The 13,627-nt window shown below is 72.3% G+C and carries 13 protein-coding genes; 3 read left to right on the forward strand and 10 right to left on the reverse strand.

Annotation, left to right across the window (positions count from 1 at the left end; translation table 11 throughout):
• Genes accB through WMF39_RS21730 form a run of 3 tightly spaced genes read right to left on the reverse strand, consistent with a single transcriptional unit; the run spans position 1 to position 1,379 of the window.
• Positions 1-498 (reverse strand): acetyl-CoA carboxylase biotin carboxyl carrier protein, encoded by a 498-nt coding sequence (accB, locus tag WMF39_RS21720; RefSeq protein ID WP_437747374.1) that lies wholly within the window; start codon positions 496-498, stop codon positions 1-3.
• Positions 499-555: 57 nt separating this feature from the next.
• Positions 556-1,023: a type II 3-dehydroquinate dehydratase gene (locus tag WMF39_RS21725; protein ID WP_437748006.1), complete on the reverse strand. Its 468-nt coding sequence runs from the start codon at positions 1,021-1,023 to the stop codon at positions 556-558.
• Positions 1,020-1,379: a roadblock/LC7 domain-containing protein gene (locus WMF39_RS21730; RefSeq protein WP_012236555.1), complete on the reverse strand. Its 360-nt coding sequence runs from the start codon at positions 1,377-1,379 to the stop codon at positions 1,020-1,022. The genes WMF39_RS21725 and WMF39_RS21730 overlap by 4 nt, the downstream gene beginning before the upstream one ends.
• A 586-nt stretch (positions 1,380-1,965) precedes the next feature.
• On the opposite strand from WMF39_RS21730, the gene WMF39_RS21735 reads away from it, so the two are divergent.
• A complete protein-coding gene (locus tag WMF39_RS21735; protein WP_437747375.1) occupies positions 1,966-3,843 on the forward strand; it encodes an aconitase family protein in 1,878 nt (625 codons plus the stop codon).
• Positions 3,844-3,930: 87 nt separating this feature from the next.
• Here the strand turns inward: WMF39_RS21735 and WMF39_RS21740 are convergent, their stop codons facing one another.
• Both WMF39_RS21740 and WMF39_RS21745 read right to left on the reverse strand, forming a co-directional pair.
• A complete protein-coding gene (locus WMF39_RS21740; RefSeq protein WP_437747376.1) occupies positions 3,931-6,027 on the reverse strand; it encodes a hypothetical protein in 2,097 nt (698 codons plus the stop codon).
• 24 nt (positions 6,028-6,051) lie between these two features.
• Complete coding sequence (locus WMF39_RS21745; RefSeq protein WP_437747377.1) at positions 6,052-7,149, reverse strand: hypothetical protein; 1,098 nt, start codon at positions 7,147-7,149, stop codon at positions 6,052-6,054.
• Between the two features lie 89 nt (positions 7,150-7,238).
• Between WMF39_RS21745 and WMF39_RS21750 the strand changes: the two genes are divergently transcribed.
• Positions 7,239-8,729 carry a sulfatase gene (locus WMF39_RS21750; protein WP_437747378.1) on the forward strand — a complete coding sequence of 497 codons (1,491 nt, stop codon included), beginning with the start codon at positions 7,239-7,241 and terminating at the stop codon, positions 8,727-8,729.
• 45 nt (positions 8,730-8,774) lie between these two features.
• On the opposite strand, the gene WMF39_RS21755 is transcribed toward WMF39_RS21750, so the two are convergent.
• The 3 genes from WMF39_RS21755 to WMF39_RS21765 are packed head-to-tail and all read right to left on the reverse strand — an operon-like array spanning position 8,775 to position 10,890.
• Positions 8,775-9,809 (reverse strand): hypothetical protein, encoded by a 1,035-nt coding sequence (locus WMF39_RS21755; protein WP_437747379.1) that lies wholly within the window; start codon positions 9,807-9,809, stop codon positions 8,775-8,777.
• On the reverse strand, positions 9,806-10,216 hold the full coding sequence (locus WMF39_RS21760) for a hypothetical protein (RefSeq protein ID WP_437300945.1): 411 nt from the start codon (positions 10,214-10,216) through the stop codon (positions 9,806-9,808). Before WMF39_RS21760 ends, WMF39_RS21755 begins: the two co-directional genes overlap by 4 nt.
• Positions 10,213-10,890 carry a hypothetical protein gene (locus WMF39_RS21765; RefSeq protein WP_437747380.1) on the reverse strand — a complete coding sequence of 226 codons (678 nt, stop codon included), beginning with the start codon at positions 10,888-10,890 and terminating at the stop codon, positions 10,213-10,215. The genes WMF39_RS21760 and WMF39_RS21765 overlap by 4 nt, the downstream gene beginning before the upstream one ends.
• Positions 10,891-11,235: 345 nt before the next feature.
• Here WMF39_RS21765 and WMF39_RS21770 point away from each other — a divergent pair, with 345 nt between their 5' ends.
• A complete protein-coding gene (locus tag WMF39_RS21770; protein WP_437747381.1) occupies positions 11,236-11,652 on the forward strand; it encodes a hypothetical protein in 417 nt (138 codons plus the stop codon).
• 78 nt (positions 11,653-11,730) lie between these two features.
• Here WMF39_RS21770 and WMF39_RS21775 read toward each other — a convergent pair whose 3' ends face one another.
• Both WMF39_RS21775 and mutY read right to left on the reverse strand, forming a co-directional pair.
• Positions 11,731-11,886 (reverse strand): hypothetical protein, encoded by a 156-nt coding sequence (locus WMF39_RS21775; RefSeq protein ID WP_020736650.1) that lies wholly within the window; start codon positions 11,884-11,886, stop codon positions 11,731-11,733.
• A 381-nt stretch (positions 11,887-12,267) separates the two neighbouring features.
• A complete protein-coding gene (mutY, locus tag WMF39_RS21780; protein WP_437747382.1) occupies positions 12,268-13,545 on the reverse strand; it encodes an A/G-specific adenine glycosylase in 1,278 nt (425 codons plus the stop codon).
• Between the last annotated feature and the right edge of the window lie 82 nt (positions 13,546-13,627).

Below are 13,627 nucleotides of genomic sequence, written 5' to 3' on the forward strand. Positions count from 1 at the left end.
CTAGCTGCTCCGCACCTTGAAGAGACGCTGCCCGAACTCGACCGGCTTGCCGTTGTCGACGAGGATCTCGACGATCGTGCCCGGAGAGTCCGCCTCGATCTCGTTCATCAGCTTCATCGCCTCGATGATGCAGAGCGCCTGACCCACGCGGATCGCGCTGCCCACATCGACGAACGGGGGCGCATCGGGCGACGGCGATCGGTAGAACGTGCCGACGAACGGCGACGTCACATAGGAGATCCCCTCGTCGCTCGCCGCCGCCGGCGCGGCAGGGGCCGCGGGCGCGGCGGCCGGCGCAGGCGCCGCCGCGGGCGGCGCGACCGGCGCGCTGTGGATCTGGAAGGCGGCGGGCGCGAGATGCGGCGCCGCGCCCTGCGGGACAACGCCTCCGCGCGTGAGGCGAATGCGAACGTGTTCGTCCTCGAACTCGAAGTCGCTCACGTTGCGCTTCTCTAAGATGCGTACCAGCGCCCGCAACTGCTTGAGGTTGATGTTCATGGAAGGACGTTCGGCCATCGATGTTTGCCGCCTTTCAACCAGAGTGACGGCGCATGTTCAACCTCTTTCGTCGGATCGCAGCTTCTCCAGATGCCCGAGCAGCCCGATCAGCCCAAGGACGTACGAGCTCGGACCGAAACCCGCGACGCGCGCCATGCACGCAGGCGCGATGCGGGAGCGACGGCGGAACGGCTCACGGCCGTCCGGGTTGGAGATGTGCACCTCGACGGTAGGAAGCGCGCTCGCGCGGATCGCGTCATAGAGCGCGATGGAGGTGTGCGTGTACGCACCGGCGTTGAGGAGGATGCCGTGGAAGCCGCGATCGCCAGCGTGGCTGATCGCGGTCACGAGCTCTCCCTCGCAGTTCGATTGCATACACGACACCGAGGCGCCGCGGGCCTTCGCGGCCTCCTCGACGGCGCGGTGAACGTCATCCAGCGTGGCCGTGCCGTAGATCGCTGGCTCGCGCTTGCCCAGTCGATCGAGGTTCGGCCCGGAGATGACCGAGATGCTGAAGCCGCTCAGGCGAGCTCCTTCAGCAGCACCGGCACCTTGGTGCGCAGGAGGTACCGGGCCTTGCCGATGTTCGCGTCGGGCGTCATCGAGAAGGCCACGAAGTACGAGTTGTTCACGACGCGGATCAGGGTCGTGACCTTCTCCGCCTGGATCGCGATCTCGGCGGCGTTGCCCGCGTCGAGCATCTCGGCGGCGCGCTGGATCGACTTCAACACGACGCTGAACTCCGCGCCGATGGTGGTGATGTCGAACGCGGCCCCCGGCTTGGAGTAGCTGTCGACCGGGATCCCCTCGAAATCCATGAGAAGGGTCGCGATGCCGCCCTCGGTGTTCTCTACGACTTCCTTCAGCACGGCCTGGAACATGCGCCGAGATTACCCAAGCGCGGCACGATCGGGAAAACAAACGAACCTGGCCCGGCATCTCGCGCCGCGGCCCGGGAGAGCCGGCGCTCCTCATCGTCGCCCGACCCGCTCGGCCGCGCGCGGCCAGGCCGATGGCAGACGGGCGCGCACGGCGTTGACGACAGATGGCACTGCGCGGCAGCGCCGCGAAAGCTCGTACCGGCCGCCTGCCATCGTGAACCAGCGCAACAGGCGCAACAGGCGCAACAGGCGCAACAGACGCAACACGACGCGACAGGCGAAGCGCGGCGGAACGTTGGACCGGGCGGGCGCTTTGCCTCTTGCATCCTGGTCCCAGCCGGGCGATTCCCGCCCCTGGGGGCCCGCTCCAAAGCACGCCTTGACCCTCGTCCAGGCGAGCGGCTAACGTGCGGCCGTTCTTTCGCCTCGCGGCAAGGCCCGGAGGCGGATCCCACCGGCGCGTCTCGCCGGGGGGCCGACGTCAAACGTGGTCGGGAGCGGCGTGCGCCGTACCCGCCATCTCATCAAGAAAAACAAGGACGGCCCAACATCTATGCGTGCTCGAGCCGGGGATCCCCCCCGCACGATGCCCCAGAAGATCCTCGCCGGGCGGGCGACGGATCCTCAGCTGCGCGGTGATCTCGTCCAGGTCAAGGTCGACCAGGTGATCCTCTCCAGGGCGCCGTCGCGCGCGCTGGCCGAGGCCATCGCCACGGGCATGAAGAAGACGCCGGTCGAGGTCGCCGTCGCCTACGACGGCACCTGCGTGGCCGACGCGAGCTCGCTCGCGGATATCGACGAGGGCAGCCCGCACTCGGTGTCGCCCGAGTTCCCGACCTACAACATCCCGATCGCGCGGCCCGGCATCGGCTTCCCTGCGCCCGTTCACCTGGAGCGCTTCGCGGCGCCGGCGCGGCTCGCCCTCACGGACGACCCGCGCCTCACGACCGTCGGCGGCATCGGCATGCTGTCGCTCGTCGTCTCGCCGAGCCAGCTCGGGCAGGCGCTCGCCACGGGCTCGGTCTGGCTCCGGCCGCCCCGCAGCGTGCAGATCCACCTCTCGGGCAGGGTGCGGCCCTTCGTCTGCGCGCGGGACGTCGCCCTCGAGCTGCTCCGCAGGAACCTCGACGAGGTGGTGCGCCGCATCGAAGGCGAGCACCACGCGCCGGTGATCCTCGAGTTCGCCGGGCCGAGCGCGCGGCTCCTCTCCGTGGGCGACCGCGCGGTGCTCTGCGGCATCGCGCCGCAGGTCGGCGCGGCGGCGGCGCTGTTCGTGAGCGACGAGAAGACGGAGGTCTTCCTCCGCGATCAGCGCAGGTCGAAGGCCCACCGCGCGCTCGTGCCGGACCCGGGCGCGCCTTGCGAGGAGGTCGTCTCGATCGATCTCGGCACGGTCGATCCGCTCCTCATGGACGAGGAGGGCGTGGTCCGGCCCGTCCGCGATCTCGCCGGCAAGCCCGTGGCGCAGGTCGTCCTCGGGGGCGACTCCGGCGTGACGTTGCGCGACATGCTCGCGGCGGCGCTGCTGCTCAAGTCGAAGCGCGTCCCGTCGCGGCTCGACCTGCTCGTCGCGCCGCCGTCGCGGCAGGTGCTCGAGGTGCTCGCGCAGTCGGGCGCGCTCGTCGATCTCGTCGCGACGGGCGCGCGCATCGTCGAGCCGGACAGGCGCGTCGTCACGTCGGAGATCTACCCGCCGCCGCCCGGCAGCCTCTCGCTGCGCACCGCGGATCCGGAGCCGCGCATCGCCGGGGCGCCGTCGTTCGTCGTGGCCTCTGCGGAGACCCTGGCCTACGCGGTGGCCACGGGCGCGGTCGGCGATCCGCGGTCGTTCAAACGTCCGGTGCGGGTGACGGTGCCGCGGGCGCTGCCGACCGACGACGTGCTGATCCTCCGCGACAAGAAGGGGGAGCAGGTGAGCACGAAGAAGCCGCCGCCAGCGCCCGCGGCGGTGCCGTGGAAGGGGCCGCTGACGCTCGACGTGCTCGCCGGCGTGCCGAAGGTGAACGGGCACGCGGCGGTCGGGGCGCGCGGGCGCGCCGCCCCTGCGCCGGTCGCGGAGGCCGCCGCGGACCAGCAGGGGCAGGCCGCGCCGGCGGAGGCCAAGCCAGCCGGCGGCGTGGCGCTCGTCCTGTCGACGCTCGACGAGGTGCGGGCGGTCGCGGAGCGCGCGACCGATCTCTCGACGGTGCGCGCGGTGGTCGCGCCCTTCGTCCCGAGCACCGCGGTGTCGGCGTTCGCGAGCGAGGGGATCGCCACGTTCCTCGTCGGCACGGAGGCCCTCGGCAGCATCAAGGACCAGAAGAGCGTGGAGCTCCCCGCCCCTGCGCAGTGGGGCGATCGCGTCGCGGCGATCTTCGGGAGCGAGCGCGTCGAGGTGGCCTGGCTCGCGACCGGCATGGAGCGGAGCTGGACCCACGCAGGCACCGTGCGGCAGCCGCCCAGCGCGGGCAAACCAGCGAGGTAGCCGGGCCGAGATCCCGGTGGCGAGGCCGCCTCCCACAGGAGCGGGGAGCCGCCTTCCACCGGGAACCGGGGAGCCGGACAGCAGCGCTCAGGGAGCCGCGCGCACGGGGGCCAGCGGGGCGAGGAGCTTGATCTCGTTCGTGAGATCGCGGAAGCGGATCTGCTGCTCGTTGATCTGCATCTCGAGGACGATGACGCGCTTCGTGATCTCGTCGAGGCGCGCCGACGCCTTCGCGAGCCGATCCGTGAGGTCGCGGCGGAGCTCGTCGGCTGTCTTGTTCTTCTCGATGGCCCTGAGGTTCTGGCGGAGCTCGTGGCTCTGCTGCTCGAGGCGCTGCTGCTCGGCGAGGATCCTGTCGCGCTCGTCGATCGCCGGGCGGAGCTTGCCCCGGATGTCCCAGGCCTGACCGAGCTGCTTGGCCACGGCCGCGTCGGCGCGCGGGTCCTTCAGGTAGCCTTGCACCGCGTCGTCGGCGAGCTGGTCGAGCCAGTCGATCTGCTGCCGGAAGAGCCGCCGCTCGTCGACGTCGAGCACCGCCGTCCCCCGGCGCGGCACGTCGATCGGCACGAGCGCGCTGCCCGTGCCGACGTTGTCCTCCGTGCCCTTCGGGGGCGCGTGCAGGCGCGTCCCGTGCAAGCGGGGGTGCTTCACGAGCGTCCTCGCCGCGAGGTCGGCGCCGTTGCGGACGGCGTACTTCGTGTGCGTGACCCAGTCGCGCTCGATCTCGAGCGCGCCGCCCTCGATCTTCGCGATGCGCGCGCCCTCCGCGCTCTCCTCGCGCGTCGTGTCGACGGCGAGGCCCCGCTCCAGCGCGAACGGCACCGTCGTCGTGGCCCCCGGCGGCAGCGGCTCGACCATGCCCTGGCCCAGGAACGCGCCGTTCTCGAAGACGGCGATGGGGCCGCGCTCCAGCAGCCCCTTCGTGTCGTTCGTGAAGCGCGCCACCCGGAACGGGTGAGAGCTCGACGCGGGCACGCCGCCGTCGGGCGCGAACAGGAAGATCGACTCGCCGGGGACCTGCCTGGCCAGGAGCAGGACCATCGTCGCGCTCTTGTCGGGGATGTCGACCGGGAACGGGATGTCGTAGCGGGTCGTGCCCGCCTCCATCGCGACCGCGGCGAGGGCGCTCATGTTGCGCGGCGGAGAGGGGTTCATCGCCATGGGCGGCGGTGCCGGCGCCGCCGCCGGCGCTGACCGCTTCCACTGCGGCCCCGCGTGTTGCCCGCCGGCGCGCGCGTCTTCGCGGTCGCTCAGCCTCACGCTCGGCTTCGCGGCGGGGACCGTGGCAACCGCTCCCCGCCTCGCGGACCGCAGCCTGCCGCCGCCGCCCTTCTCCATTTCGGCCTCGGCCTCGTCTGCGGACGCGTACTCCTCGGCGGCGTCGCCCGGCGCCATGGGCGCCGGCGCGACGGGCGGCGGTGGCGGCGGCGCGGCCTCGGTGGCCAGCGTCGTTTCGCTCGTCGGCACGGACGCGATCACCTCGCCCTGATCGCTGACGACAGGGCGCGGCGGGATCGCCGCCTGGTCGAGCGTCGCCTGGAACGCGAGCGGCGCGCCCGCCACGAGCGACAGTTTCACCCCCTTCCAGTCCTCGCCCGAGAGGTTTTGCACGATGCCCCACGCCTGAAGGTGCGCCTGCTTCGAGTCCGCGCGCGGCGCTGCGCCCTGCGCCCCGCCCGCCCCCATCACGAGCCGGTACGACGGCCTCCACACCGGCGTCTCCGCCACGTAGCCGATCACGAGATCGTGCTCCCGCCCGTCGAGGGTGAGCTTGACCGTCTCGTGGTCGTCGTCGCGCTTCTTCTCCCGCGCCGCCGCGCCCTTGCCCTTCGGCGGCGGCATCGGCGTCACCTCGGGCCCAGGCTCCGGCGGGGCCTCGTCCTCGCCAGATCCGTCGTCGACCTCGACAGGGAACGACGCGCTCCGGACGCTGCTGCCGCCGGCCTCGATGACCGCGAGCGTCGCGAGGAAGTCGCCGACCTTCTCCTTGCGGATCCGGAAGGTCACCTGATCGGCGTCGATGAGCCCTCGGCGCTCGAAATACGCGACGCCGTTCCTGTAGATGACCACGCGCCGCAGCGCGAGCCCCGAGGCGTCTATGTCGGGGCCACGCGCGCAACCGGCGAGCAGCGTGAGAGCGAGGAGCAGGCCGGAGCCCGCTCGCGCGACGTCGTACCGTCTCATGAATGTCCCTGGGTTTCGCTTGCGTCAGCTGTCGGAGGGCGCCGTCGAGGCGCGACGCCAGTCGGGCGGCAGGTCGAGAAAGCCCTCGTTGCAGAGGAACTCGTAGAGCCCCTCACAGACCTCGCCGCAGATCATGCTGAAGAGGTGGGGATCGGTGATGAAGAGGATCGTCTCGTCGCGCTCGGCGCCCGCGGTGTCGGCGAGCTGGGCGACCAGCTCGTCCTCGGCGAAGCCGACGAGCATCACCATGAGGTGGCGCTCGAACGCGGCGCGGAAGCGAGGGAACGCCTCGCTCGTCAGCTTGTACGCGTACGCCCTGCCCTCGAACGTACGCGCGTCCTGCACGACTCGCGCGGAGATCTCGCCGAGGCTCTGGGCGAGCTGCACGCTGAAGAAGTCGACGAGCACGGCGTGGACCACCGAGACGATGCGCCTGAGCTCGCTGGATCGGCGCGCGAGGAAGGCGTCCTGCATGTCCTTCGTCAGCTTCGCGAGCAGCTCGAACGACTGCTCCCGCGCGTCCTCCGACGCGAACTCGAAGCCGTCGAGCTCGGCCTCGATCCGGTTCTTGTAGCGGGTCAGCACGTAGAAGAGCGCCTGCTCGCCGTGGTGGATCAGCTTCGGCGCGCCGTCGCGGCCGCGCGTCTTCTCGTGGAGCTCGGACTGGAAGAACAGGCGGGCGAGGTTCCTGTGGATCTTCTTGAGCCGCCGCTCGACGAGCAGCGAGATGCCGTCCTCGCGGATGACCCGCTCGAGCAGGGCGCAGAGCGTCTTCTCGTGCGCGTCACGGATCGCGTCGCGGTTCTTCGCCCCGCGATCCCCGGCGCCCGCCGACGCCTGGATCACCTTCAGCTGGGCGACGACCTGCGCGGTGACCGCGTCGAGCTCGGGGTTGGTCTCGAGATCGGCGCGGTAGTGGACGATGCGGGCCTGCATCTGCTCCTCGAGCAGGCCGAGCGCCATCTCGGTGATGTGGTCTTTCAGCGCCTGGCTGACGTGCTCGCCGACGCGCCGCGGCGCGTCGGGCGGGAGCGGCCTCGGCGGCTCGTGCGCCGGCCTCCCCCCCGGTTGCGATCGGCCCGAGGGCGGCAGCGGCGGAGGGTTCCGAGGGACCGGGGCCATGACCCGACAGCATAGCGGAACTCGCCCGTGGTGTGCGGTTTTGGCGGAGCGGCGCGAGTCGGAGTAAGACGGCGGCCATGCACGCGGCCATGCACACGCTCGCTTCACCCATGCGCGCCTGGGGACCGGAAGGCCCACGGGCGCCGTCCTCGCCGGCCCTCTCGTCCATGGCGCCCCCGCGCCTGGCCCGCCGTCGCCTCGCGGCGGCGCTCGCGCTCACGCTTGCCAGCGCCGGGGCGGGCTGCTCTCGCGACGGCGACGGCCAGCCACCGCCCGCGCGCACGCCGGAGCCCGCGGCACGGCAGGAGCCCGCGGCGGCGGCGCCGGCCGCCACGGCAGAGAGCGCCGGGACGACCGCCGCGACGGACAGGAAGGACGGCACCGCCGGGGCGCCGACAGGGCAGCGCGAGAGGTTGAACGTCCTCGTGGTCTCGATCGACAGCCTGCGCGCGGACATGCCGTGGAACGGTTACGAACGCGACATCGCGCCCGTGCTCACCGCGTTCGAAAAGAAGTCCGTCAGCTACACGCGCCACTACGCGATCTCGTCGTACACCTCGATGAGCGTCGGCGGCTTCCTCGCCGGCCGGTACCCGAGCGAGGTCGATCGCAGCGGCTACTTCTTCGGCAACTACCCCGACAGCGTCCTCATGTTCCCGGAGCTCCTGCAGAGGGCCGGGGTGCGGACGATGAGCGCGCACGCGCACTTCTACTTCGACCAGAAGGCGGGCTTCCGTCAGGGCTTCGACGTGTACGAGATCGTGCCGGGGCTCTCGGCCGACAACACGACCGACCGGAACGTCACGAGCCCGGGGCACCTCGAGCTCGCGATGAAGATGCTCTCCGACAAGGCGAACACCTCGGGCACCTTCTTCGCGTACTTCCATTTCCTCGATCCGCACGACGTGTACATGACGCACGAGGGGATCCCGACGTTCGGCAAGCGCGCCCGCGACAAGTACGACGGGGAGGTCAGGTTCACCGACATGCACGTCGGCAAGCTGCTGGACTTCGTCGCGCAGCAGCCGTGGGCCAAGGACACGGCGATCATCGTGACCGCGGACCACGGCGAGGCGTTCGGCGAGCACAAGATGTTCCGCCACGGCTTCGAGGTGTGGGACGTGCTCACCCACGTGCCGCTGATGATCCAGGCGCCCGGGATCACCCCGCGCCGGATCGACGTGCCTCGCAGCTCGATCGACCTGGCGCCGACGATCCTGGAGCTGACCGGCGCGCCGGCAGAGCCGTCCTTCCCGGGCAAGAGCCTGGTGCCCGAGCTCCACGGCGCGACGCCGGAGCCGCGCGACGTCATCGTCGATCTTCCGCGCACGAGCGACAACGACCGGCGCAGGGCGCTCATCCACGGGCAGTACAAGCTCATCGCGTACGGCGACGACGACGCGTTCGACCTCTTCGACCTCGTCGCGGATCCGGGGGAGACGAAGGATCTCAAGCGAACGCAGGCGCCGGTCTTCGAGGAGATGAAGGCGCTCTACAAGGAGCGCTCCGCGGCCATCAAGGACGTGTGCCCGAAGAACACGGCGAAGCTCAAGGGGAAGAAGAGCAACAAGCGGTGCTAGCGCGCGGAGCGGAGCGCCGCGCGCTGGCACCGCCGAGGGCCAGCGCTAGCGCGCCGTCGGGGCGACGGTGAGCGTCAGGACGTCGTCCTCGCCCGCCTCGATCCCGGCGCGCGCCACGAGGCGGGCGCCTTCGCACTCGAGGTGGAGCACGACGGGCGCCACCGCCTGGCGGCCGCACGACGGATCGCCCGAGACGCGCGCCGCAAAGGCGCTGCGCGCGAGCTCGACCGCCAGGGCGATGCCTCCGATGCGGCCCATCGCGTCGTCCGGGGCGACCTCGCGCGCCGAGCGCGCCTCCTCGAGGCGCGTGAAGAGCGCAGGCCCGCGGATCGCGACCTCGATCGGGCGGCCCGCCGCGTCCTCGAGGACGGCGACCTCGATCTCCGCCTGCCGGGGCGCGCTCTCGCCCTCGGCCGTCACGACGAACCAGAGCGGGATCCGCTTCGCGCAGACCGCTGCGCCCGGGCCGGCGCGCTCGTCGGCGGGCGCGCAGCGGGGAGGCGGCAGCGCCAGGCTGAACGGGACGATCACCTCCGCCGGCGCCTCTGCGAGGGGCCGCCCCCAGGCCCGCCTGTCCAGGAACCGGCGCAGCCACGCGGTGACCTCCTCGCCGACCCGCGCGCGATCCGCGCGCTGCGTCGCGAGCTGCGCCTCCGTCTCCTGAGCGGCGCGCGAGAGGACGTCGCCGGCGCTGCGCTCGCGGACGAGCTCGCGCAGCCGGTGGGTCGCCTCATCGCGGAACGCGCCCCTGGGCAACGTCGCGAGGTACGCGGTGAGGCCCGCGGCCGTCCTGCGCTTCGCTGCGTAATAGATCGGCTCGGCCCGCGTGAGGTACGCGCGCACCTCGCCGGCGAAGGCCCCGCGCGGATGGCGCTCCAGGTAGGCCGACGCCGCCGAGAGCCGCCCCTCGAGGGTCCTCGACACGCGCGTCGCCCGGTACGCCGCGTAGTCGTCGTAGCTCGCCAGGAGCGCCGGCTTCGAGGCGCACCCGGACAGGACCGCGACGAGCGCCGCGAACGAGAAGTTCCGAGCGGAAGTCGCAAGGCGTCGGCGGGAAGCGACTGCGCCACGCCCGCTCATGGCGCCTCTTCCAGTGGGCAAAAATTGCACTCGGTCGGGGTCGACGCGCCTTCGTCGGCCATGTGGCCGCGGTACTCGTCGCAGCTCGCGAACTTGAGCTTGTGCAGGCACACCTCGCCGTCGTGGACCAGCGGATAGCAGCCGGCCGGGAGCTCCGGTGCAGCCTCGAAGGCGCAGGCGGCGTCGCAGGCGCGCGTGCGCAGGCCGCACTCGTCGCACCGGGCGCAGTCGATCTGCGCCTTCAGGGCGAAGAACTTGTAGGGGTCGAGCTCCTCCGGCGCCTGCCCGCAGCTGCCGATGTCGCCGACCACCGGCGCGATGCCCACGAAGAGCAGCAGCGCCGCCACGCCGGCGATCTCCTTCGCCCGGGGGCGCCCGCCTCGACGCTCGCGCTCCGGCAAGCTCATGGCAGGAGCTCGTGATCGATCATGAGCCCGAGCTGCGCCGAGACGACGGGGTAGACGGTGTACGCCGCGTCGTACGTCGCGGCGCCATAGAAGAGATCCCCGACGATCTCGCCCGAGAGCGCGACGCCCGCGAGCAGGGAATACCCTAGCCCCAGGGCGAGCTCGCCTCCGACGTTCACGTCGGGCTCGATCAGGATCGCCGCCCCGAGCCGCCCGTACCCGAGCACACGCGAGAGGCCGCGGTAAGCGACGAAGTAGCTCGGCGTGAGCGACTCCTGCGGGACGCCGCCGACGGCGACCGAGAAGCGCAGCGCCCCGCCGTGCTGAACGCCGTCGGCCGGCCCCAGCGCGAGCGCGACCCCGAGATCGAGGTACCCCGCGGTGAGCGAGAGCGACTCCGCCGTCTCGCCGAGCTGCGTCTGCAGGCGGTAGGGGTTGTTGAACCGGATCCCCTTCCCCATCGCGACGGTCGACACGACCCGCCCCGCCGTCGCCGGTGGCCGCGCGAGCGCGCGGTACGCATCGAGCTCGGCGCCGCCGCGATCCTCGCCGGGCAGCGGCGCCGCAGCCCCCTCGGCGCCGCGGTCTGCGGCGGGCTGGGCCGCGGCGGCGCGCCCCGAGGATGCCCCGAGCAGAACCGCCACCAGCGCGAGCCCGGTCCGGAGTTCCAGCATGGCCACGAGCCTTCTACCCCGAGGCAGCGCCCGCTGGCACGCTCAATTGCGTCCCGGCCGCGCGCCGCGCGAGCCTCTCCGCGGCATCGCCGCCCGGCGACGGCGGCGACGGCGCCGCGCGCCTCCGGCACGGCGCTCGCCTCCGCTGCGTATCCGCCCGCTTCACCTGCGGACCGGACCCTGCATGGCGAGACCACCGTGAGCAATTCAAGCACCCGAGGCAGGCAAGGCACCGCCGCACAGCCGTCGGCGCTGCGCGCGCCGCGCGCCAGCACGACGCGGCGTCGAGAACGAGAAGATCCCAGCGAACCGGGAAGGCCGCTCAAGCCGGCCCATGAAGCCGCGATGTGGGCCGGCGCGGGCGAGCTGGACGAGCCGTTCGTCGACATGCTCGACGCCGCGGCGGCGCCGCCGCTGCGGGGCAAGGTGAACCCGCGCAGCGAGATCAGCGACGTGATCCCGACGCTCGACGACGAGGTCCGCGGCTACCACCACCACCCGAACGACGCCGGCAGCACCGAGTTCGAGGTGAACCCCGACGCCGCCGACGCCGCCGCCGATCTGGCGAGCGACCTCGGAGCGGAGTTCCTGGAAGGCGCGACGAGGGGCCAGGACGTCAGCGACGTCGTGATGTCGCACGACGACGACGACGGCGATCTGCCCTATCTCCTGGAAGACGAGGACGTCGAGTCCGTAGAGCCGGACGCCGAAGCAGAGGACGAGCAACCGGTGACCCAGCGGATGCGGCGGCACGCGGGCTGACAGGCAGCGCGCGCCGTGCGTGACGGCGCGAGGTCGCGGCGCGCCGTCACGCACGGCGCGCGACGAGGTCTGGCCCGGTCACGCCTGACCGAGCACGGGCAGCTCCGCCACCACCTCTCCGTCGATGCGGATGAACGCCAGCAGGCCTTCGTCCTCGTAGGCCAGCACATCGAGCACGATCCGCTCGCACAGCGGCAGCACGTACAGCGCTCCGTCGTCCGCCATCACCGTCATGGATCGCACAGGTGCGCTCGCCGTGGGCAGCGTCTCTGTGGTCCGTCGTCGCGCATCCATGTCGCTTGAGCTCCCAGGCTTGAATCGAGCTCCGGCCACCGCCGGCGCCGCGAGGCTAGAGGGCCTGCCCGTCATCTCACCAAGCGCCTTCCATGCCACGACGTTGGCGCAGCAGCGCCGGAGCCCGCGGCGTTCCACGGCGACATATGGCTTTCGCCCTGGCCCGCGCCGCTGCGTCGCTGCGGCTCAGCCGCAAGCGGCGCCGCTCCCCGCCCGCAGCGGAGCGCGGCGCGCCCGGAGCACCGCAACACCTCGATTTCGAGCCGTCTCCGGCCTCGCCGACGGCCGAGGCACGCAGGCGTTCAGCCCGCCCGCGCGCGGTCATCGCGGTCTTCGCGCCGTTCCGGCGTCCGGCGCCGATGCCGCGGACAGGACCTTTCGCGCGAGCTTGGAAACGCCGATATCCAGCGCGCCCGGATCGAGCCATGCCGCCTTCTCGTAAGGGGAGGCAAGCTTTGCCCGGAAGCGCCAGGGGGCCGCCACCTCGGCGCGCGCCACCGTCACGTCGAGGCGCCGGTGCGTGAGGATGTGGCGCACGCGGCCGACCTCGCGGAGCGCCGCGTCACGCGCGACGCCCACGAGCTCCAGGAGCGCGCGGGCGTCCGCGAGCGAGCGCGCCTCGACCATGGGCGGCTCCCAGAGCCCGCCGAAGAGACCTCCCTCGGCGCGCCGGACGAAGAGCACGCGATCGCCTGACCGCACCACGGCGGCGACCATCGCGACCGCCGGGACGTCGCGTTTCGGGGCGATCACCGGCAGCTCCGCCTGCCGCCCCGTGGCGCGCGCGACGCACGCGCCGTCGACGGGGCAGGCATCGCAGCGGGGATTCCGGGGCGTGCACACGGTGGCGCCGAGCTCCATCAAGGCCTGGTTGAAGCGTCCGGGATGGACGCTGTCCGCCGAGCCCCGCACGAGGCGTTCGGCCGTGGACCAGAGCTTGCGCGTGCCCGAGGCGCTGCGGATGTCATCGTCGATGCCCTCGATGCGGGAGAGCACCCGGGCGACGTTGCCGTCGACGAGCGGCACCGGCTGATCGTACGCGATGCTCGCGATCGCGCCCGCGGTGTACGCGCCGACGCCGGGCAGGGCGAGCAGCGCGGAGACGTCGCGAGGGAGCGCGCCGTCGTGGCGCGCGGTCACCTCGCGCGCGGCGAGGTGGAGCACGCGGGCGCGGCGGTAGTAACCGAGGCCGCTCCAGAGCGAGAGCACGTCGTCGATCTCGGCGGAGGCCAGGGCGAAGACCGTCGGGTAGCGGGCGAGGAAGCGCTCGTAGTACGGGATCACCGTCTCGACGCGGGTCTGCTGGAGCATCACCTCGCTCAGCCAGATCGCGTAGGGGTCGCGCGTCCTCCGCCACGGCAGGTCGCGCGCAACACGGCCGAACCAGGCCTCGAGGGCGGCCGCGATCTCCCGGTCGCGCTCGCCCGGGTCCGGCGCTGCGGGCGGAGGGGCGCCAGCGCCCTGCTCACCGGACGAGGAGCGGCGGCGCGGGGAGCGCTGCCGCGCCTGATCATCCTCGCCCGCGCTCGCACGGCTGCGCGCGGGTTGCTGGTCTGCGCTCGCACGGCTGCGCGCGGGCGGCCGGGACGTCGTGCTCACGCGTACAAGGCCCTGCCTCTGCGCTGTCCACGCGGATCACCGAGGTCGCACGGATCGCCGAGGTTGCGCGGCTGCCGCTCGC

This window comes from Sorangium sp. So ce1504, from assembly GCF_051521635.1.
GTDB classification, from domain to species: Bacteria; Myxococcota_A; Polyangia; order Polyangiales; family Polyangiaceae; genus Sorangium; species Sorangium cellulosum_B.